22 protein-coding genes, 1 tRNA gene and 2 pseudogenes are annotated in these 18,745 nt (G+C 70.2%); 11 read left to right on the top strand and 14 right to left on the bottom strand.

Annotated features, from left to right (window positions below; translation table 11 throughout):
* Nucleotides 1-28 precede the first annotated feature (28 nt).
* Nucleotides 29-1,699 carry a DUF885 domain-containing protein gene (locus AMK25_RS17090; protein ID WP_073829308.1) on the bottom strand — a complete coding sequence of 557 codons (1,671 nt, stop codon included), beginning with the start codon at nucleotides 1,697-1,699 and terminating at the stop codon, nucleotides 29-31.
* A 72-nt stretch (nucleotides 1,700-1,771) separates the two neighbouring features.
* Between AMK25_RS17090 and AMK25_RS17085 the strand changes: the two genes are divergently transcribed.
* Complete coding sequence (locus AMK25_RS17085) at nucleotides 1,772-2,746, top strand: DMT family transporter (RefSeq protein WP_073829307.1); 975 nt, start codon at nucleotides 1,772-1,774, stop codon at nucleotides 2,744-2,746.
* A 3-nt stretch (nucleotides 2,747-2,749) separates the two neighbouring features.
* Here the strand turns inward: AMK25_RS17085 and AMK25_RS17080 are convergent, their stop codons facing one another.
* Nucleotides 2,750-3,820 carry a PHP domain-containing protein gene (locus AMK25_RS17080; protein WP_073829306.1) on the bottom strand — a complete coding sequence of 357 codons (1,071 nt, stop codon included), beginning with the start codon at nucleotides 3,818-3,820 and terminating at the stop codon, nucleotides 2,750-2,752.
* A 58-nt stretch (nucleotides 3,821-3,878) separates the two neighbouring features.
* Nucleotides 3,879-4,622: a M23 family metallopeptidase gene (locus AMK25_RS17075; RefSeq protein ID WP_073829305.1), complete on the bottom strand. Its 744-nt coding sequence runs from the start codon at nucleotides 4,620-4,622 to the stop codon at nucleotides 3,879-3,881.
* A gap of 110 nt (nucleotides 4,623-4,732) precedes the next feature.
* Here AMK25_RS17075 and AMK25_RS17070 point away from each other — a divergent pair, with 110 nt between their 5' ends.
* From AMK25_RS17070 to AMK25_RS17060, 4 genes are all read left to right on the top strand, one after another.
* Entirely contained in the window at nucleotides 4,733-5,128 is a 396-nt protein-coding gene (locus AMK25_RS17070; RefSeq protein ID WP_198937536.1) for a hypothetical protein, read from the top strand.
* A 73-nt stretch (nucleotides 5,129-5,201) separates the two neighbouring features.
* The gene (locus tag AMK25_RS32430; protein WP_166457820.1) at nucleotides 5,202-5,372 is read left to right on the top strand and encodes a hypothetical protein; all 171 of its coding nucleotides are present in this window, start codon (nucleotides 5,202-5,204) and stop codon (nucleotides 5,370-5,372) included.
* Nucleotides 5,373-5,494: 122 nt separating this feature from the next.
* Nucleotides 5,495-6,019, top strand: a complete 525-nt coding sequence (locus AMK25_RS17065; RefSeq protein WP_073829304.1) for a tRNA adenosine deaminase-associated protein — start codon at nucleotides 5,495-5,497, stop codon at nucleotides 6,017-6,019.
* A gap of 148 nt (nucleotides 6,020-6,167) precedes the next feature.
* A complete protein-coding gene (locus AMK25_RS17060) occupies nucleotides 6,168-6,641 on the top strand; it encodes a nucleoside deaminase (protein ID WP_338013374.1) in 474 nt (157 codons plus the stop codon).
* A 12-nt stretch (nucleotides 6,642-6,653) separates the two neighbouring features.
* On the opposite strand, the gene AMK25_RS17055 is transcribed toward AMK25_RS17060, so the two are convergent.
* The 3 genes from AMK25_RS17055 to deoD form a co-directional block, all read right to left on the bottom strand.
* A complete protein-coding gene (locus tag AMK25_RS17055) occupies nucleotides 6,654-7,121 on the bottom strand; it encodes an acyl-CoA thioesterase (protein WP_073829302.1) in 468 nt (155 codons plus the stop codon).
* Nucleotides 7,121-7,756, bottom strand: coding sequence for a TetR/AcrR family transcriptional regulator (locus AMK25_RS17050; RefSeq protein ID WP_073829301.1), 636 nt, complete (start codon nucleotides 7,754-7,756; stop codon nucleotides 7,121-7,123). Before AMK25_RS17050 ends, AMK25_RS17055 begins: the two co-directional genes overlap by 1 nt.
* A 113-nt stretch (nucleotides 7,757-7,869) precedes the next feature.
* Nucleotides 7,870-8,577, bottom strand: coding sequence for a purine-nucleoside phosphorylase (gene deoD, locus AMK25_RS17045; protein ID WP_013289061.1), 708 nt, complete (start codon nucleotides 8,575-8,577; stop codon nucleotides 7,870-7,872).
* 75 nt (nucleotides 8,578-8,652) lie between these two features.
* Here deoD and AMK25_RS17040 point away from each other — a divergent pair.
* From AMK25_RS17040 to AMK25_RS31955, 5 genes and pseudogenes are all read left to right on the top strand, one after another.
* Nucleotides 8,653-8,739: transfer RNA gene (locus AMK25_RS17040), tRNA-Ser, on the top strand.
* 91 nt (nucleotides 8,740-8,830) lie between these two features.
* Nucleotides 8,831-9,022 (top strand): annotated as a pseudogene (locus tag AMK25_RS17035) (GntR family transcriptional regulator); the annotation flags it as partial.
* Nucleotides 9,019-9,231: pseudogene (locus AMK25_RS17030) on the top strand (haloacid dehalogenase); the annotation flags it as partial. The pseudogenes AMK25_RS17035 and AMK25_RS17030, both read left to right, overlap by 4 nt.
* A gap of 119 nt (nucleotides 9,232-9,350) precedes the next feature.
* On the top strand, nucleotides 9,351-9,716 hold the full coding sequence (locus AMK25_RS17025; RefSeq protein WP_073829300.1) for a hypothetical protein: 366 nt from the start codon (nucleotides 9,351-9,353) through the stop codon (nucleotides 9,714-9,716).
* A gap of 943 nt (nucleotides 9,717-10,659) precedes the next feature.
* Entirely contained in the window at nucleotides 10,660-11,403 is a 744-nt protein-coding gene (locus AMK25_RS31955; protein ID WP_073829299.1) for a hypothetical protein, read from the top strand.
* Nucleotides 11,404-11,851: 448 nt separating this feature from the next.
* On the opposite strand, the gene AMK25_RS17015 is transcribed toward AMK25_RS31955, so the two are convergent.
* The gene (locus tag AMK25_RS17015) at nucleotides 11,852-12,436 is read right to left on the bottom strand and encodes a SigE family RNA polymerase sigma factor (RefSeq protein WP_241826377.1); all 585 of its coding nucleotides are present in this window, start codon (nucleotides 12,434-12,436) and stop codon (nucleotides 11,852-11,854) included.
* A complete protein-coding gene (locus tag AMK25_RS17010) occupies nucleotides 12,433-12,960 on the bottom strand; it encodes a permease-like cell division protein FtsX (RefSeq protein WP_143194747.1) in 528 nt (175 codons plus the stop codon). Before AMK25_RS17010 ends, AMK25_RS17015 begins: the two co-directional genes overlap by 4 nt.
* Nucleotides 12,961-13,331: 371 nt before the next feature.
* On the opposite strand from AMK25_RS17010, the gene AMK25_RS17005 reads away from it, so the two are divergent.
* Nucleotides 13,332-14,360: a hypothetical protein gene (locus tag AMK25_RS17005; RefSeq protein ID WP_143194746.1), complete on the top strand. Its 1,029-nt coding sequence runs from the start codon at nucleotides 13,332-13,334 to the stop codon at nucleotides 14,358-14,360.
* A 42-nt stretch (nucleotides 14,361-14,402) separates the two neighbouring features.
* Here the strand turns inward: AMK25_RS17005 and AMK25_RS17000 are convergent, their stop codons facing one another.
* From AMK25_RS17000 to AMK25_RS16975, 6 genes are all read right to left on the bottom strand, one after another.
* Nucleotides 14,403-14,939 carry a hypothetical protein gene (locus AMK25_RS17000; RefSeq protein WP_073829296.1) on the bottom strand — a complete coding sequence of 179 codons (537 nt, stop codon included), beginning with the start codon at nucleotides 14,937-14,939 and terminating at the stop codon, nucleotides 14,403-14,405.
* The gene (locus AMK25_RS16995; protein WP_143194754.1) at nucleotides 14,920-15,432 is read right to left on the bottom strand and encodes a SigE family RNA polymerase sigma factor; all 513 of its coding nucleotides are present in this window, start codon (nucleotides 15,430-15,432) and stop codon (nucleotides 14,920-14,922) included. The genes AMK25_RS17000 and AMK25_RS16995 overlap by 20 nt, the downstream gene beginning before the upstream one ends.
* Nucleotides 15,433-15,512: 80 nt before the next feature.
* The gene (locus AMK25_RS16990; protein WP_073829294.1) at nucleotides 15,513-16,034 is read right to left on the bottom strand and encodes a hypothetical protein; all 522 of its coding nucleotides are present in this window, start codon (nucleotides 16,032-16,034) and stop codon (nucleotides 15,513-15,515) included.
* On the bottom strand, nucleotides 16,031-16,645 hold the full coding sequence (locus tag AMK25_RS16985; protein WP_043327831.1) for a hypothetical protein: 615 nt from the start codon (nucleotides 16,643-16,645) through the stop codon (nucleotides 16,031-16,033). Before AMK25_RS16985 ends, AMK25_RS16990 begins: the two co-directional genes overlap by 4 nt.
* Nucleotides 16,646-16,696: 51 nt before the next feature.
* Nucleotides 16,697-17,209: an NUDIX domain-containing protein gene (locus AMK25_RS16980; RefSeq protein ID WP_073829293.1), complete on the bottom strand. Its 513-nt coding sequence runs from the start codon at nucleotides 17,207-17,209 to the stop codon at nucleotides 16,697-16,699.
* 21 nt (nucleotides 17,210-17,230) lie between these two features.
* The gene (locus tag AMK25_RS16975; protein ID WP_241826376.1) at nucleotides 17,231-18,298 is read right to left on the bottom strand and encodes a DNA-binding protein; all 1,068 of its coding nucleotides are present in this window, start codon (nucleotides 18,296-18,298) and stop codon (nucleotides 17,231-17,233) included.
* Nucleotides 18,299-18,745: the final 447 nt, after the last annotated feature.

Here is an 18,745-nt window from a genome sequence, read left to right as displayed (position 1 = left end):
GAGCCACCGCCGGCACCCGGAAATCGGCTCAGAGCCGGGCCAGCGCCTTGCGCAGCGGGTCCAGCCCCAGCGAGCCCAGGTCGAGCGCCTGGCGGTGGAACTCCTTGAGGTCGAAGTCGGCGCCCTTGCGGGCCTTCGCCTCCTCCCGGGCCTGCAACCAGATCCGCTCGCCCACCTTGTACGACGGGGCCTGCCCGGGCCAGCCCAGGTAGCGGTTCAGCTCGAAGCGCAGGTTCTCGTCCGGCACCCGGCAGTGCGCCCGCATGAACTCCCAGCCCAGCTCCGGCGTCCACCGCTCGCCCGGGTGGAAGCCGAACGGGTTGTCCTTCGGGATCTCCAGCTCCAGGTGCATGCCGATGTCCACGACGACCCGCGCCGCGCGCAGCGCCTGCCCGTCGAGCATGCCGAGCCGGTCACCGGGGTCGGCGAGGTAGCCCAGCTCGTCCATCAGCCGCTCGGAGTAGAGCGCCCAGCCCTCGCCGTGCCCGGAGACCCAGCACAGCAGCCGCTGCCAGCGGTTGAGCAGGTCGGCCCGGACGGCCGTCTGGGCGACCTGGAGGTGGTGACCCGGCACGCCCTCGTGGTAGACGGTGGTCACCTCCCGCCAGGTGGAGAAGTCGGTGATGCCCTGCGGCACCGCCCACCACATCCGCCCCGGCCGGGAGAAGTCCTCGCTCGGGCCGGTGTAGTAGATGGCGCCGTCGCTCGTCGGCGCGAGGCAGCACTCGATCCGGCGTGCCTGCTCCGGAATGTCGAAGTGGGTGCCGTCCAGGTCGCTGACCGCCTGGTCGGCGAGCGCCTGCATCCAGTCCCGGAACGCCTCCTTGCCGCGTACCGTCCGCGCCGGGTCGGCGTCGAGCGCGCGTACCGCGTCGTCGATCGAGGCGCCGGGACCGGCGATGCGCGCGGACACCGTCCGCATCTCGGCCTCCAGCCGGGCCAGCTCCGCGAAACCCCAGGCGTACGTCTCGTCCAGATCGACAGTCGCGCCGAGGAAGTACTGCGAGGCCAGTTCGTAGCGCTCCCGCCCGGCGGCCTGCTTCTCCCGCCCGGCGGGCGCCAGTTCGGTGCGCAGGAACTGCCCGAACTCGGCGGTGGCGGCGGTCGCGGCGGCCGCGCCCTTGCGCAGCTCCGCGCCGAGCGTGCCGTCGGCGTCGAGCCGCTCGACCATGCCGTGGAAGAAGTTGTCGCCCTCCGGGTCGACCCAGACGTCGCACTGCTTGGCGACCTCGACGAGCTGCACCTGCGAGCTGACCCGTCCCGCGGCGGCGGCCTCGCGCAGCGTGCGCTTGTAGCCGTCGAGCGCCGACGCGAAGCGGTTGAGCCGGGCGGCCACGTTGGCCTTCGCCTCCTCGCCGTCGGTCGGCATGAGGTCGAAGACCATCCGGATCTCGTGCAGACCGCTGGAGATGACGTTGACCTCGCTGCCGGTCTCGCCGGCCTCGTACCGGGCCAGCTCCAGGCCGAGGCGCTCCTGCATGGCCTCCTTGGCGGTCCGCTCCGCCTCGGTCGCCGGCTCGGTCACGTCGAGTTCGCCGAGCGTGCGCCGGGCCAGTTCGGCGCGGGCCGCGTAGCCGTCGGGCGACAGGTCGTCGAGCTGGTCGTCGTAGCCGGCGATGCCGACGTAGGTGGCCCCGGTCGGGCTCAGCGGAGCCCACTCGGCCACGTACCGGTTGGCGAGGTCATCGATTCGTCCCACGAGGGGACCCTACGTGACCGCGCAGCCGAATTCCGCACGACATCGTCGTACCCCTGGGGCAGAGTGTCAGGGGTGACAGTCGATTTCACTCCTGACCGTGCGCCGCTGCGGAGCTGGCTGCCGGGGTTTGTCGCGCTTGCCGCCATCTGGGGTTCGAGCTTCCTGTTCATCAAGGTCGGCGTGGCCGAGCTGCACCCCGTGCACCTCACTCTCTACCGGGTGGCCACCGGCGCGGTCACGCTGCTCGTGGTGCTCGCCGTGCTGCGCGACCGGCTGCCCCGCGACCCCCGGGTCTGGGGGCACATGCTCGTGGTGGCCGCGTTCGGCGTCGCGGTGCCGTTCACGCTGTTCGGCTACGGCGAGCAGCGGGTCGAGTCGATGCTCGCCGGCATCTGGAACGCCACCACGCCGCTGATCGTGCTGCCGCTGGCGGTGCTGGTGTTCCGCACCGAGCGGCTGACCGCGCGGCGGGCGGTCGGGCTGGGGCTGGGCTTCGCCGGTGTGCTCGTGGTGCTCGGCGTCTGGGAGGGCGTCGGCGGCGCCCACTTCGTCGGCCAGCTCATGTGCTTCGGCGCGGCGGCCTGCTACGGGCTCGCCATCCCGTACCAGAAGAAGTTCGTCGCGGGCAGCGCGTACTCCGGGCTGTCGCTGTCGGCGGCCCAGCTGCTGGTGGCGACCGCGCAGCTCGCGCTGGTCGCGCCGTTCGTCGGGACGCCGCCGTCCCCGGCCGGCCTCTCCCCGCGCGTGATCGCGAGCGTGCTGGCGCTCGGCGCGCTCGGCACCGGGCTCGCCTTCGTCATCAACATGCGCAACATCCGGCTGGCCGGGGCGAGCACGGCGTCCACAGTGACGTACCTGGTCCCGGTGTTCGCGGTGATCGTCGGCGCGGTGGTGCTCGGCGAGCGGATGAACTGGCACCAGCCGGTGGGCGCGCTCGTGGTGCTGGCCGGCGTGGCGGTCGCGCAGGGCCTGTTCGGCCGGCGCCGCAGCCGTCCGGAGGCGGTCGCACCGGCCGCCCGCACCGCCGAACCGGCCACCCAGGGTTGACCCTCAGCTCCGGCCGGCCGTCCACTTCACCAGGCGGTCGGCCGTCCAGGTGTTCACCACCCGGTTCGCCGGCACCCCGCACAGCGCGGCGCGCTCGCAGCCGAAGCGTTGCCAGTCGAGCTGGCCGGGGGCGTGCGCGTCGGTGTCGATGGCGAACCGGCACCCGGCCTCCAGCGCGAGCCGGATCAGCCGCTTCGGCGGGTCCTGCCGTTCCGGCCGGGAGTTGATCTCGACGGCCACGTCGTGCTCGGCGCACGCGGCGAACACGGCGTCCGCGTCGAACTCGCTCTCCTTGCGGGTACGCGCGCGGTGCCCCTTGTCACCTGGCCCGGTCACGCCGGCGGGCCGGGAGGACACCATCCGGCCGGTGCAGTGACCGAGGATGTCCAGGTGCGGGTTGGCGATCGCGGCCAGCATCCGGCGGGTCATCTTCGCGCGGTCGTCGTTCAGGCCGCTGTGCACCGACCCGACGACCACGTCGAGGCGGGCCAGCAGGTCCTCGTCCTGGTCCAGCGAGCCGTCGGCGAGGATGTCCACCTCGATGCCGGTGAGGATGCGGAAGCCCTTCGGCAGCGCCTCGTTCACGGCGGCGACGTGGTCGAGTTGCTTGCGCAGCCGCTCCGCGGTCAGGCCCCGGGCCACAGTCAGCCGGGGCGAGTGGTCGGTGAGCACGAGGTACTCGTGGCCCAGCTCGACCGCCGCCAGCGCCATCTCCTCGATCGGTGAGCCGCCGTCGGACCAGTCCGAGTGGGTGTGGCAGTCGCCGCGCAGCGCGTCCCGCAGCTTCGCCGCCGCCTCGTCCAGGTCGGTGCCCTCGGTGGCCAGGAGCCGGCGCAGGTAGACCGGCTCCTCGCCGGCCAGCGACTCGGCCACGCAGCGGGCGGTGACGTCACCGACGCCGGACAGCTCGGTCAGCTTGCCGGTGCGGGCCCGTTCGGCCACCTCGGCGGCGGGCAGCGCGCCGAGCGTCTTGGCGGCCGACCGGAACGCCCGGACCCGGTAGGTGGCCTCGTTCGCCCGTTCCAGCAGGAACGCGATCCGGCGCAGGTCGGCGATGGGATCCCGGGCACTCATGTCCTGGAACCTACGCGCATCCGCCGCTTGCCGGGTGGCCCCGCCACCGCGAGTCGGCTCAGCCGCTGCGGGTGGACCGGCCGGGCGAGGCCGGGCAGCCGTGCTTGCGCTGCCAGGCGGTGACCTCGGCGACCGGCGAGCGGTTGCCGCCCTTGCGCCACGAGTTCAGGTAGGGCGCCGGCCAGACCACGCCCCGGCGGATCCACCAGTCGTCGGCGCCGGTGCACTTCGGGGAGAGTCCGAAGTGCAGGTGACAGACGTTGTTGGCGTTGCCGGTACGGCCGACCTTGCCGAGCTGCTGCCCGGCCCGGACCCGTACCCCCGGGTCGATGCCGGCCGCGATCGCGCTCAGGTGCGAGCCGTAGTAGCGGACCCCGTCGTCGCCGAGCAGCGAGACGGACAGCCCGCCGTTGTTCGGGCCCAGCGGCCCGCGCTTGTCGAACCGGTCGACCCGGCTCACCTCCAGCACCACCCCGTCGGTGACCGCCACCACCGGTTCGCCGCAGTCGGCGAACACGTCGGTGCCCGGGTAGCCGCCGTGCGTCGGGTGGTAGTCGACGTTGCCGGCCCGCACCGGGAAGACGCGCTTCACGTCCGTGCGGGCCGGCGACGGCGCGGCGGACGAGGAGGCGGCCGGCGGAGCCGTGTCGGCGGGCTGCGCGCCGGTCGCCACCGGACTGGGCTCCTGCCACCTGTCGGCGCGCCCGGTGGAGGCGCCACACCCCCCGGCGGCGAGCGCCGCGACGAGCAGCAGGACCGGGTACGCCTGCCGCGTCCGGCGTCCGATCGATGGCGAGCGCATCCGGTCATCCTGACAGACCACTACCGTAGGGACGAACGCCGCGACCGCGTCACACCCGCCGGTCACGGTGCGTGACGCCGACGTGGATGGTTCGGGGGAAGGGGGCGGCGGTGACGTACGGCTGGCACGGCGGACCCGAGGGGACCGGTCCGGGGGCGTTCCCGCCTCCGCCGCGTACCCCCTCGGGGCTCTTCCCGTCCCACGCGCCGATCCGGCCCAGCTACCGCGAGCCGTACCCGGTCACCGGCGCCGGGGTCGCTGTCGGCGCGCTCGTCGCGTTCGCCTGGTTGCTGCTGTTCGGGCTGCTCGGCCGCAACGTCGCGGGTTACGCCTGGTGGACGCTGCTGGCCGGCGGCCTGGCCTGGGTGGCCGCGGCGGTGCTGGTCCGCCACGGTGACCGGGGGATCGCCACCGGCGTCGCGATCGTCACCGCCGGTGGCTGGAGCATCGCCGCCGCGATCGTCGCGACGCGGTGGGCGCAGACCGGCGACTGGCCGCTCTGGTGACCATGGGTGCCGGTTTCGCTGCGTAGCGAAGGCCACCTTGACGTACGCGCGGTGACGGTCCACGCTCGGCGGTATGGCCTGGACCACACCGCCGCGGCTCGACCCGGAACGGAGCCGCCGTCGCCTGCAACTCCTCGCCGAGTTGGCCGGTGCACGCGCGGTGCAGCAGCGCCAGCGACCACAGCGCGCGCGTACCGAACGGCTGCGCCAACTGATCGCCACCCGTCGGCGCGTCGTCGGCTGACCGGCTTTCTCTTCCAGAACGGCCGGCCCTTACGGGGCGTTGACCGGTCGCCCGCCGACCCGACCGGTTAACGTGCATCGCGTGACCTGTCGGCGTGCTGCCGAGGCCAAATTGGGGGGACCGTGTCGTACTTCGCTGCTGCCGTGGCGCGCGTCGACGGCGACTGGACCGCGGGCGAGGTGAGCCTGCGGGGCGTCACCGACATCGAGGAGGTGGCGGACCGGCTGCGCGACGTCGAGCCGGACGCCGACCTGTCGCTGCTGTTCGTCGAGGCGGACGACACGTATCTGGTCGTCCTCCGCCTGGACGAGGGGGAGGACCTGCGGGTCTTCGGCTCCGACTCGGCGTACGCGGAGGAGTCCCGCCTGGGCGCGCTGCTGGTCGGCGACCTGAAGACGTCGGTGACCGGGCTGGAGGAGGTCGACGAGCCGCGCGAGTCCGGCGGGGACGAGGAGACCGAGCAGCCCGCAGTGGACCCGGAGGCCGATCCGGTGGGTGACGCGGACCTGCTGGCCGACCTGGGCATCCCGGCGCAGAAGCTGCTCGCGCTCTGCGCGCACGAGGGTTCCATGCCGGCCGACGTCACCGCCGAGGTCTGCCAGGTGCTCGGCTGCGTGGACGAGGTCGAGGAGCTGCGTGAGGTCTGAGCCCGGGGAGTCCCGGACGCCCGGCGCCGCCGAACCCGCCGACGCGACCGATCCGGCGCTGGAGACCGTACGTCCGGGGCAGCCCACTCCCGGCCGGGCCGCGCGTGTCGGCCCCGGCGCGGACGAGGCGCTCGCCGACCCGGGCGCGGTGGGCCGCCGGCAGCGGCACGAACTCTGGATGCGCCGTGCCCTGGAGGTCGCGGCGACCGGCCCGGACGGCCCGACCCCGGATCGGGACGCCGACGACGTGCCGGTCGGCGCGGTGCTCTACGGCCCCGACGGCGCCGAACTGGCGATCGGGCGCAACGAGCGGGAGCTGACCGGCGACCCGACCGCGCACGCCGAGGTGCTGGCGCTGCGCCGCGCCGCGCACCGGCTGGGCCGGTGGCGGCTGGACGACTGCACGCTCGTGGTCACGCTGGAGCCGTGCACCATGTGCGCCGGGGCGATCGCGCTGGCTCGCGTCTCGACAGTGGTGTTCGGCGCCTGGGAACCGAAGACCGGCGCGGTCGGGTCGCTCTGGGACGTGCTGCGCGACCGCCGCGTCACGCACCGCCCCGAGGTGTACGGCGGCGTGCTGGAACGCGAGAGCGCGGCGCTGCTGCGCGCGTTCTTCCGCTGACGAGTTCCTGGCTCAGGCGCTCGCCGGCGTGGGGCGCAGCAGCGTCGTAGCGATCGCGCGGCCGACCTCGGTCCAGGCGGTGGGGCGCAGCGTGGCCGGGTCCAGCCGGACGATCGACCGGGTGCCCCGGGCGTGCACGGTGGCGCCGTCCACCGAACGGAACTCGAAGGCGTACTGGGCGCTGCTGGTGCCGAAGCGCTCCAGCCAGAAGTGCACGGCCACAGTGCCGACGCCGGTGACCGGCGCCTGGTAGGTGATGGTGAACTCGCGGACCGCGTGGAACACGTCGGGGGCGGCGTGCACGTCGCCGCGGAAGACGACGCCGCGCTCGGCCCAGTAGGGCGTCAGGGCGCGCTCCAGCAGCACCGCGTAGCGGGCGTTGTGCAGCAGGCCCATGGCGTCGAGGTCGTCGAAGTGCACCGGCACGTGCGCGACGTGCCCGAACTCGGCGGCCTGCCGCTCGACTGTGGTGTGGCTCATCACTGGCCTTCCGGTAGCAGGGTCGGATCCGGGCAGAGCGCCCGCAGCCGGTTCAGCAGGCCCTGGCGGGCATGCCGGTAGGTGGCGTCCGGGTCGAGCAGCCGGGACCGCATCACCGCGCTGATCCCCAGCGCGTCGATCTCGTACGCCAGCAGTGGCACGTCCAGGTCGGCGGGGAGTTCGCCGAGGTCGACGGCCTCCTGGACGAGGCGTTCGAGGAGCGCCGTCCATCTGCCGAACGCCTCGGCGAGCCGGTCCCGGACCGGGCCGGGGCGGGCGTTGTACTCGAACTCGGTGTTGGCGAAGAAACAGCCGCCGGGCAGTACCCGCGCGGCGTAGAAGTCGATCCGGGCCTCGTGCAGCGCGCGCAGCCGGCGTACGCCCCGGGGCGCCTCCAGGGCGGGCGCGAGGATGTGCTCCTGCCACTGCGCCACGGCCCGGTCCACGGTGGCGAGTTGCAGCGCCTCCTTGGAGCGCCAGTGCGCGAAGAGGCCGGACTTGCTCACCTCCAGCCGGTCGGCGAGCTGCGCCAAGGAGAGGCCGTGCAGGCCGACCTCGGTGGCCAGCGCCACGGCGGTGTCCAGCACCGCGGTGCGGGTGCGGTCGCCGCGGGCGACGCGGCCGTCGGAGGTCATGCGGGCAGCGTAGCGGGAAAAAAGCACGACCGGTCGTATTTATTTTTGTGACCCGGGTAACGCCGACCGCCCCGCCACCTTGCGGTGACGGGGCGGTCGAGGATCGATCAGGGTCAGGCGATGATGGTGTCCAGCGCGATCTCGACCATCTGGCCGAACGTCTGCTCACGCTCCTGCGACGTGGTCTTCTCACCGGTCTTGATGTGGTCGCTGACGGTCAGGATGGTCAGCGCGCGAGCCTTGAAGCGCGCCGCGATCGTGTAGAGCGCCGCCGACTCCATCTCCACCGCCAGCACGCCGTAGTCGGCGAGCCTGTCGTACAGGTCCGGCCGGTCCGTGTAGAAGGCGTCCGCCGCCAGGATCGGCCCCACCCGCATGCTGATGCCGCGCCGCTCGGCCACCTCCACCGAGGTACGCAGCAACCCGAAGTCGGCCACCGGGGCGTAGTCGATCAGCCCGTCGAAGCGCATCCGGTTCATGTTCGAGTCGGTGGACGAGCCGATCGCCGCCACCACGTCGCGCAGCTGCAGATCCTCGGTCAGCGCGCCGCAGGAGCCGACCCGGATCAGCGACTTCACGCCGTACTCGTTTACCAGCTCGTGGGCGTAGATGGAGGCGGACGGCATGCCCATGCCGGAGCCCTGGACGGACACGTCGACACCGTTCCACCGGCCGGTGAAGCCCAGCATGCCGCGCACCGTCGTGTAGCAGCGGGCCCCCTCCAGGTAGGTCTCCGCGATCCACTTGGCCCGCAGCGGGTCGCCCGGCATCAGGACCCGCTCGGCGATCTCTCCCGGCTCAGCGCCGATGTGCGTACTCATGGCAAAGATCCTGCCAGGCCGGGCCGAGGGATACCGGTTCGGCGTCCAAGCCGGCGGTCCTGTACCCTCGTCGGCGGTGGCGTGTCCGAGCGGCCTAAGGAGCACGCCTCGAAAGCGTGTGAGGGTTTACGCCCTCCGAGGGTTCAAATCCCTCCGCCACCGCTCGTGAACAGCGAGAACGCCCGGTCGATCCTCAGGGATCGGTCGGGCGTTTCGCTTCTGGTCTCAGTTCCGGTCGCAGATGCTGCTCAACCCGGTCGTTGAACGCACCGTCTCGATCAAGGGTGAGCCCATGGCAATTTACGACCTCATGGGCAAGGACGTGCCGCTGTTCCACTACGCGGTGACCGACGACGACACCTCCCACGGCACCCAGTTCGTGGAGGCATCCCGCCAGTGGTTCGACTCGGTGTGGTCGACCATCGCCTACCGGTACGACGGATGACCGCCGACCTCGGCCGGCTGCTCAGTGAGGTCGGCGCGGTGCTGCTCGACTTCGACGGACCGGTGTGCAGCATCTTCGCCGGATACCCGGCGCCGCAGGTTGCGGCCGAACTGGTTGACGTGCTGCTGCAACGAGGCGTCGACGTGTCGCCGGATCTCGCCAGCGAGCCGGAGCCGCTTGAGGTGCTTCGTCGCGCCGGGGGGCGTGGCCTTGTATTCCTAGTATTCGCTGGACGTCAGCGGTAACTTACTGTAACTTCTAGTTGGCATGGAAACTACTGGAACTACCTGGGGGCACCGTGGTGCGTGTGAAAGTCGGAGGCAGACCGTTGGAGCTGGACAAGGAGTCGGTGCTTCGCAAGATGCGCGGCGAGGAGCCGGAGCCGATCCGTGAGCACCTGGTCGAGATGTTGGAAACCGTCTACCCGCCTAAGCAGGTACTTGCGACAGTAACCGGCTGGGATCGGACTAGTTTCACGACTATGGAGGCTCAACGAGTGCTCTCCAAGGTGGGCTTCGTGTGCCGGCGCGCAAGCAGGCCGTTTGGCGGCCAGGCGGCCTGGGTCCAGGCAGGCGTGGAACCCTCCGGGCGGGTCGAGGATCGCGTTGCCGCTCTAGAGGCGCAGCTGACCGTTGCGCAGCAGGCTATTGTGGGCCTGACATCAAGGGTCAACGCCCTTGAGGCTCGCGACTGAGAAGCTGACCGACGCCAAGGGGGCGCGAGCCCGAGATGTGCAGATGCGCGAAGAGTGCCGCGGCCCCGCTTTTCGAACGACCTCTTCGGCGACCATAGCGCCTAAAGCGCAGGGCGTTTGCTCAGCGGGCCGGATGGTCTGAACTGCGGTATCATTCGCAGCGTACCTGGTCGTTCATGACAGTAAGTCAGATCCGGATCGGTCGTTCATGACAGTAGTCAGGCCCGGATTGCAGAATTCAGGGTGTCCAGTATCCGTCCCATCTCTTCTCCGTTGAGAGCAGGACGAACGTAACGCTCCGCTTGGAATTCCTGGGGACCCGCCAGTACCATCCGGGTTTCTTTCGGCCTTCCCATGATCACCAATGTGCAGACCGATTCGTCTTCCGTGATTACAGTGCGGTGTAGAACGCCAGCGGGTATGGAGTGGAATTCACCTGACCGGATTGAGCGACGGCCCAATTCTCGCAGCCTTGCGGTTCCTGTCGGGCTGACAGAGTCGCCATCGGGCGAGTAGGAGTATTCGTGGAGGAAGTAGAGGTGTCCCTCAAGTTGGTCGTCCTCGTATAGGATGTCTGTATAAGTCCCGGTAAGAACCATAGAGTGCAGATCCCAATGATGGGTGTGGATTGGAGGATGCCCGGAGATGATCGACCGGTTACCGTAGGGCCACACATGCAGGCGAAGTTTCTGACCCGCCCCTAGGTCGCACAAGTGAAAGACTGCGAATCCTGTAGGATGCCAGCGTCCTTCCGTTTTGCCGGAGAGGACGCGATCGACAGCCTTGTCCCTATTTCGCCGGAGTGTTTGCGATGCGCTCCTGTCTTCCATTGCCGCAGCATAAGCCGGCCCCGGCAAATCTAGCCACTGTGGAGGCGAACTGGGTCCGTCCCTCGACGGAACTCGGACTGTGCTTGGTATCAAATGCTGGCTAGAGTATATTCATGAGCGGAAGATTAAAAGGCAGAGCGCGGTCAGTTGCGCGAGCAGTCCTTGGTGACTTGGACCTATATGCTCTGCTTGTTGCGGGTTGCCTATTCACGATTTTGGGTGCGACCGGCATCGCTGATGTGAAAACCCTGTCTTCCGTTGTTCTTGCCCTCCTGTCGGTGATGGCCTTCTCTCAGATCCGAACCAGGCGCTCCCAGGGGAGCCGCTCCCTTGGTCGTTTGGAAAAAATATTCTTGGCGGACTTCCCAGGCAGCCTCTACCAAAACCGGGACTCCGCCTCGCAGGATTGGCTCTATATTGGTGTCTCGGGATACCGGACCATCGGTGCCGGCCGCCTCCAAATCAGCCGCATTCTACAACGAAATGCGACAGTCCGGATTCTCTTGATCGATTATGAGGATGAAGAATTGCTGCGGGTGGCGGTGGCTCGCGGGGGCGCCTGGTCCCCGCCCGAACGACTTCGTGAACGCATAAAGGCCAGCATCGCGGAGTTGGCCGATCTCCGTGCCAAGTTCCCCACTAATCTACAGGTCAGGCTCTTGCCTTTTCTGACAACCGTTGGGGTAAATGCTTTCGACACCAGGAGTCCCAGTGGCGCAATATACGTGCAGCACTATGAGCACGCCGCCCCTGGTGAACCCTCGCCAATTTACGCGCTCCATGTTTCTGACGGATACTGGTACCAACATCAGTTGGCCGAGTTTGAACGGATGTGGACTAAAGGCCGGCCCATATGAGCTTGGTATTAGCGCTTGGGTGCCGGTGTCAGCTTGGTGCTTATCGAACCTGTCTCTGGACACTTGGTCGGTGGTTCCACGACAGCAGCGGGTTGAACAGCGCGCCTGCCCGCCGCAGCGACAAGCTGGGCGCTGGCGACGAGCGCATGGGGGCTGTTCGACACGTTGCGGCCGCACGACAAGGGGGACCTTTCGGCTCCGAGGCGCGTATGGCGGTCTCAGCCTTGGTCTCGTTTGCCGCTGTCCGCTGCAGTCCATGGCTGGGTGCCTACTGAGTGCAGCCTGCAGCGTTGAACCTCGTCAGGCGGTGCTGGACGGAGCGTCGCAGACCTCGAAAGCGTGTGAGGGTTTACGCCCTCCGAGGGTTCAAATCCCTCCGCCACCGCTCGTGAACAGCGAGAACGCCCGGTCGATCCGCGAGGATCGCACCGGGATTCCGCGTTCCGGGTCAACTCCCGGCGAAGTCCTCGCCGAGCAACGCGCGGATTCGGCTCAACGCCCGGGCATCCCGCATCTTCACCGCCGACACGGAGATGCGCAGGATCTTGGCGACGGTGGCGACGCTCTGGTCCTCCCAGTGCCGCAGCACCACGATCGCCTGGTCCCGGATCGGCAGCGTCGCCAGCGCGGTCATCAACGCGACGTGCAGGTCCGTCGTCGCCGCCGGTTCCGGCCGCTCGGGGAGGTCGGCGCAGACCACCTCGGTGTCGCTGCGCCGGCTCCGCTGGTCGAAGACGGCGTTCATGAGCACCCGGCGGCTGTACGCGTCGAGGTTCGCGGCGTGCCGGATCCGGGTCCACGAGGCATACATCCGGGTGAACGTGATCTGGGTCAGGTCCTGGGCGAGGTGCCAGTCCCGGCACATGAGGTAGGCGGTGCGTCTCAGCCGGGGCGCGGTCGCCGCGACGAACGCGCTGAAGTCCTCGTCCCGGGTGCTGCGCTCACGGCTACGGGCGGCGCTCCACCGGGCCAGCGGTCCGGCCGGGCGTTCGGCGGACGGCGGACGGCGTACGTCGATCTGCCCGCTGGTCACTCACCCTCCCCGGAGTCCGAGCGCGCCGGGCACGGACCGCCCAGGATCTGATCGACGCCGTCACGGTCGTGGAAGTTCGCCACGAGTTCTGAGTAGTCCTTCGCCCTCGTCAGTGCGACCTGGAAGGACTCAGGCATCTGCTCCGGTTTGACCGCGTGGACCAGATCCGGGCTGTTCCGGTACATCTCCTTGAATCTGGCGTACGCCTCGTCCCGGCTCTGGAACGTTACGCTCCGCACGAGCGGAGTCGACCGGAGCGCGTCGTGTAGGTCGAGCCGCTGCTGATCAGTGATGTCATGCCGCAGGAAGACGCGGACGTCGACCGGCTCGTCACCCCACTGTCGCTTACAGGTGGCGTCGGCGGAGGGCATCAGCGCGCCGGCCGCCACCACCGGCGGCACCGGTTCCCTCGATACCGGCGTCAGGTTCAGGGCGACCAGGACGGCGGCGATCGTGACGAGACAGGCCCCCGCGCCTCCGGTGACCAGCCGGCGTCTGCGTCGCAGCGCGGCGCCCCCGGCCATGGCCTCCTGGGCCAGGTCTCCGGCCGGGGGTGTGGGTTCCACCCCGAGTGCCCGCTCGAAGAGCACATGCAGTTTCTGGTCCACAACTCGCTCCTGGTGTCCGACGGCGTCTTCTCTTAGGGACCGGTCGAGTCGCCGTATCGGTCACACCGGAGCTCCGGCGGCCGGGTCAGCAGGGGCCGTAGCCCTCGTCGAAGTGGCGGTGGGCCCAGTCCGCGTACCCGGCGATCGTGGCCGGCGGGTTGGTGAGCGCCTGGCTGCTGCGGCGGGCGTCCGGGCGGAGCTGAGTACTCGGCCCCTAGGTATCCGGGCTCGTGTATCTGCGGTGTCCTGCGGGTTAGTGTCAGCGTCCGCACAGGGGAGGAATCGCTGTGGTTTTCACGCCTGAACAACCGTTGGCACCCGCCGGACCGGTCACGTCCCGTTCCGGTGGCTCCTTTCGGCCGCACCTGATCTGGGAGGCGGTGCTGCTGGCGCTGACCGTCGTCGCCGCGGTGGTGTGGTCCTTCCAGGACGGGTCGCGGCTGTCGCCGCTGGTGTTCAACATCGCCTCCGCCAGCCTGTTGGCGACCGCCTTCGCGCTGTCGCTGCGCACCGCCACGCCCAACCTCGCGGTCGTCGCCGTCGCGGCACTCGCCGGCCTGACGTACGCGGAGGTGCTCGACGCCGGCGCCCCGGTCCTCGTCGCGGCGGTCGCCGCGATCGCCGCCGCGGCGTTCTTCGGTCTCGGGATGGGCCTGATCGCCGGGCTGCTGCAGGCGCCCGGGTGGGTGGTGTCGCTGGGCGGGCTGGCCCTGACGCAGGGCATTCTGCTCGCCACCACCGGCAGCAGCGGTCCGCGGCGGCTCGCGAGCGAAGGTTGGATCCGGTCCGACGGTGCCGGGGCCGGTTGGCTGGTGCTGTTTCTCCTGCTGTCGATCGGCGGCGCGGTGGTGTGGTCGATCCCGGCGGTGCGGCGGGCGCTGAGCGGCAACCGGGTCGTCGCCGGGGAGCCGCCGTCGCCGTTCGGTGCACGGCTGCTGGGCGCGGTCATCGGCCTGGGCGGTTCCAGCCTGATCGCGGGCGCGGCCGGAGTCCTGCTGGCCGGCCGGATCGGCGCCGCAATCCCATCGGCCGACATCGGCCAGCTGACGTTGGTGGCCGGCGCCGTCCTGCTCGGCGGCGTGAGCGTGGCCGGCGGGCGGGGCGGCTTCGCGGGCACCGTGCTGGGGGTCACCCTGCTGTGCCTGGTGCAGATGACCATCCTCGTCGCGGACGGCCCCCGGTGGCTGTCGACGGTCGTCTTCGCGCTGGCGATCCTCGTCGGCCTGGGCGTCAGCCGGGCGCTGGAGGCCCTGCAACCGGCACTGCCCGCGAGCGTGCCGGGCGCCGGGCCGGCCGAGCCGTCGCAGAAGTACTGACCGCTGTCAGCTCGGCCGGGTGTTCTCGCTGCCGGGGCGTGGTCAGCGCGGTACCGGCGACGAGCACTGTCGGAACATGATTCTCCCGTTGGTGACCTCGGGGCCGGTGCACCTCTTCAGCAGGAGACCCTGACCGCCGCCGAACCTGTCCTGGCGGAAGTCGGTGGTCACCTCCACCGTGCCGTCCCCGCCGACGACGTAGAGGGTCGGGATCGGGTCGCCTTCCGTCGTCGGCGAGGTCACGGCAAGGCGGGCGGGGCGACGCGCCTCGACCGCGTCGAGGAAGCAGGTGATCGCGGCTTCCGGTATGCGGTCCATGAGCCCGAGCATGTGATTGCCGCAGTCCGCTGTGGCTCCCGCGCCAACGGGGGACGGGGCGTCCCTACCGCCGTTGTTCGTCGCGGCTACGCCGGCTGACACTCCCGCGACGGTCAGGACCGCGACGAGCGCCACGCCACCTGCCGTCCGTCGTCGGCGCAGGCGCTCGCCGCGCGCGCGGACCCGCTCGGGCGGCGCCAGGTTCAGGGCGGCGGTGTCCTCCTCCAGCGCCTCGATGGCCTCACGGATGCGTGCTGACATCGGAGTCCTTCCGCTCGTCGTCGTCGGCGAGCAGCGGGGCGAGCGCCGTTCGCGCGCGGGACAGGTAGACCTTGACGGTGCCGGCGGGCATTCCGGTGGTCTCGGCGATTTCGCTGATCGGCAGGTCGGAGAGGTAGTGCAGGACCACCACCCGCCGCTGCGACTCCGGCAGCCGCCGCAGCGCCGCCAGCACCGCGACCCGGTCCGGCGACGGCTCCGGAGCTTCGGGCGGCGGGCCGAGTCTCGCCCGCGCGGTGAGCCAGCGCCGGACGCTGCGCCACCGGTTGGCGGCCAGCCGCCACGCGACCGTCCGTACCCAGGCTTCGGGCGAGTCGTAACTCGACAGCGACGACCAGCGGGTCCAGGCGCGTGCGTACGCCTCCTGCACGACGTCCTGGGCCTCGCCGAGATCGCCGCAGACCGCGTAGACCTGGTGCAGGACCCGGGCCGAGGTCGCCGCGTAGAAGGCGTCGAAGTCGTCGCTCGTGCCCATCCGCATCGTCCCTCTCCCTGGCCGTCACACATGTACACACCGCCAGAGGGCCACCGGTTACAAGGTGGTCGAGCCGAATGTCAGCAGGGGCCGTAGCCCTCGTCGAAGAGGCGGCGGGCCCAGTCCGCGTACCCGGCAATGATCTCGCGGACGGTGACGCCGTCGTGCAGGAAGAGGTACGCGCGGTCGCCGTCGCGGGCGAGCAGGCCGGCGAAGCGGTGACTGCCGGGCGGCGCCGGCAGGTCGGTGGCGCCGGGGTACGCGGCGCGGACCTCGCCGATCGGTGTGCCGGCGCTGATGCCCTCGGGTGTGCTCATCGGGTCGTCCAGCCAGAGCAGGACGAGCCGGTCGTCGACGAAGATCGGGCTGACCGCCCCGTGCCCGACGAGCGCGTGGCCGCATGCCTCCTCGTCGGCGCGCAGCACGCCGCGGCGGGTCAGGTCCGCCTCGGTGGCGCCGAACTCCGCGTCGCGCAGGCCCTCCAGGCTGACCACCTGGGCGGCGCCGACGGGCCGGGCCGGCCACTGTGGATGAACGCCGCTGCCCGCCACGGACGCGGCAGCAAGCAGTGCGGCGATAAAGCCGAATTGTCGTAATTTCATGCAATCCCCCAGTCACCAACGGGACCGGGGCGATGAGGTTGCTGGTGCTGACCGGATTGGCGAAGTTCCCACTCCTCGGCCAGCTCGTCCCAGTAGTCGGCGGACAGCCCGCGCCGGCCGTGCGTCAGCCAGCCGTCGGTGTCGCGCTCCAGGTGCAGGCCCAGCTCGGCGAACGGGTCGATCCACGCGCCCGGCTCCGCGCCCAGCCTGGCCAGCGCCGTGTTGATCGGCCACTCGGTACGCGGCCGGTCCAGCGCGGCGTCGTACCGCGGGCCCCAGCTCACCTCGCCGCCCAGCCAGACCACCGCCGACTGGTGTCCCAGGCCGCCCGCGAACTCCGCCTCCAGGTACGCGACCGGCCCGCTGGTCGACCAGCGGGCCAGCACCTCCGCCAGCGGCGGCGAGAGCACCAGCCGGAACGGGCGCTCGGCGCGCGGCTCGTCGGTGGCGAAGTCCGGCAGCCCGCCGGTCAGTTCCTGCACCAGTTGCGGGGTCACCGGCAGTAGCGCGAAGTCCTGACGGAGCGCCGCGAGCACCGCGTGGTCCAGGTCGGCGGTCTGCTCGCGAAGCAGCTCGACGTCGGCGACCACGGCGCTGAGCTGGTAACTCATCCGGTCCTCTCGGCGTCCACAGGCTGTGGATGGAACATGTGTACGACGGTCTCAGGTGGTTCCGTTGGTCAGATACCTCGGGCGTCCGTCGCTCAGCGCGGCCACCGCGTGACGCAGCCGATGCCAAACGTACGGGCGAAGCAGCGCCTGCGCATCATCGAGCGCAACGAATCGTGCGTCGGCCAGTTCGCCGTCAGCCGGTTTCAACGGCTCGGCGGGAGGCGGTGCACCGCCGTCGAAGATGAACATCAGGCTGTCGTCCCACGGGCCGTGCGGTGCGACCCAGTCCACCACCAGCAACGGTCCGACGCGCAGTTCGAGACCCAACTCCTCGCGCACCTCCCGCTCGGCGGCCAGGTGCGGCGGCTCGTTCGCCTCCGCCATGCCGCCCGGCAGGTCCCAGTCCGGCTTGTAGCGCGGATCTACCAACAGGACGTCGCCGTCACCGTTGCGCAGCAGTACGTCGGCTCCCACCCGCTTCCGGGGCTGCCGCGCGTTGCCCTCGGCGAGGTGGACCTGCCAGGCTGCTGGATCTCGCTCGTACAGGGGACGCTCGTCGGCCATACCGACGATTGTCGGCCGTCCTCACGCCGTCGGCAGCGGCAGCACCACCCATCGCCGCTCCCGGACAGTGTCGCGAAGCCGGTCCAGAAGCTGTGGCACGTCCGGGCACCCGACGGCATGCGACCGCAGCAGCAGTGCGAGATGTCTGAGCTGGTCGAGGACGACAGCCGATCCCAGACCATGGGTGAGTTCGACGGTCTGGTTCGTCAGGTCGCACGCCTCCTCGATACGCGCCTGCCCGACGAGCGCAGTGGCCAGGAGCATCCGGGCGAGCGCCTGACTCCGCACGCGGCGGGCCGGCCGGTCGGCGACGCTGGCGTTGAGGATTCCGAGAGCGGCCGTGACGTCACCGAGGCGAAGCAGACACCGCGCCGACTCGATCTCGAATGAGTTGCGGTCGAACGGGCTCAGCCATTCGGTGGGTGGAGGTGCTGCCTCCGCGAAGGCGGCCTCAGCCCGGTGAAGGGAAGCGTGGCAGTCGGAGGTGAGACCTGCTGCGGCGAGGCCGCGCGCCTGCAAGGCAAGAAGGCGGGCGCGTATCAGAGCACCGGCGTCTTCTTGAGCGACGGCCCCGAGCCCGTCCCTGGCATGTGAGATCGCGGCCTCCGCGTTTCCGCTGTGGCAGGCGAGGTGGCTCAGGCTCCCGTGCACCTGCGCCACCAGCAGCGCGTCTCTGCTGTCGACGGCGAGCGCCAAGGCGTCAAGGAAGTGCCGTCGACTCGTCGTGCTGTCCCCGGAATCGTGAGCCATCCAACCGGCCATCTCGTGCAGGGCAGTGGTCGCCATGAGCACCTGCGGGGACGCAGCAGGAGGACGAACCGCCGGCACGGAGAAGGTGGCGAGGTGCGCCAGCACGGTGCTGTAGAGGTTCTTGCCGCCAACCTGACGATCTGCGGACCGGAGTGCGCGGATCAGTTGAGGACCCACCTCCACGACATCGGCCGGCACCGAGGCGTCGCCTGGCGTGGCCGGTAATCGGAACCACAAAGTGTGCGCGGGTATCCGCAGCACGCGGGCCCAATGTGCCAGTCGGTCGAGGTGCACCACCGCTGGTCCGTTCTCGATGCGGCTCAGTTGCGCCTGCGTCATCCCGAACCAGCCGGCGACCGTGGCCTGCGGCAGCGGCTGTCGCCCGTGGTAAGGGTGGTGACGGTAGGCGCGGACAACGCGACCGAGGTGACGATCCGCAAGCGCCTGTAGAAGTGGCCCGTGGGACCAGAAGCTGGGTGGAACGTCAGGGGCGGCGACGATGCGGTCCCGCTCCGCTCGTTGACAGGGAGCGCACCGTCCCGAGTCGTTGTCGGCGGCCAGGCTGGCCCCGCAGCGAGTACAACTGGTTCGCTTCGATTCGGCAGTCACTCGCTTATTCAACCCGTTCTGTGACTGCCGGTTATACGTGCAACGCATACCGTTCATGACTACGACGAGGGTCTGACGTCCCGCGTACGAGAATTGCGTGATCGACCTCGGCGGAGGTGGTCGGATCGGGGTGGCGGCGTTCGTAGCCGGGGTGACGGCGGCCGACGAGAGTAAAAG

The organism is Micromonospora sp. TSRI0369, assembly GCF_001905625.1.
Lineage (GTDB): Bacteria > Actinomycetota > Actinomycetes > Mycobacteriales > Micromonosporaceae > Micromonospora > Micromonospora echinospora_A.
The sequence above is the reverse complement of the archived record's forward strand: the minus strand, read 5'-3'. Positions and strand labels throughout refer to the sequence as shown.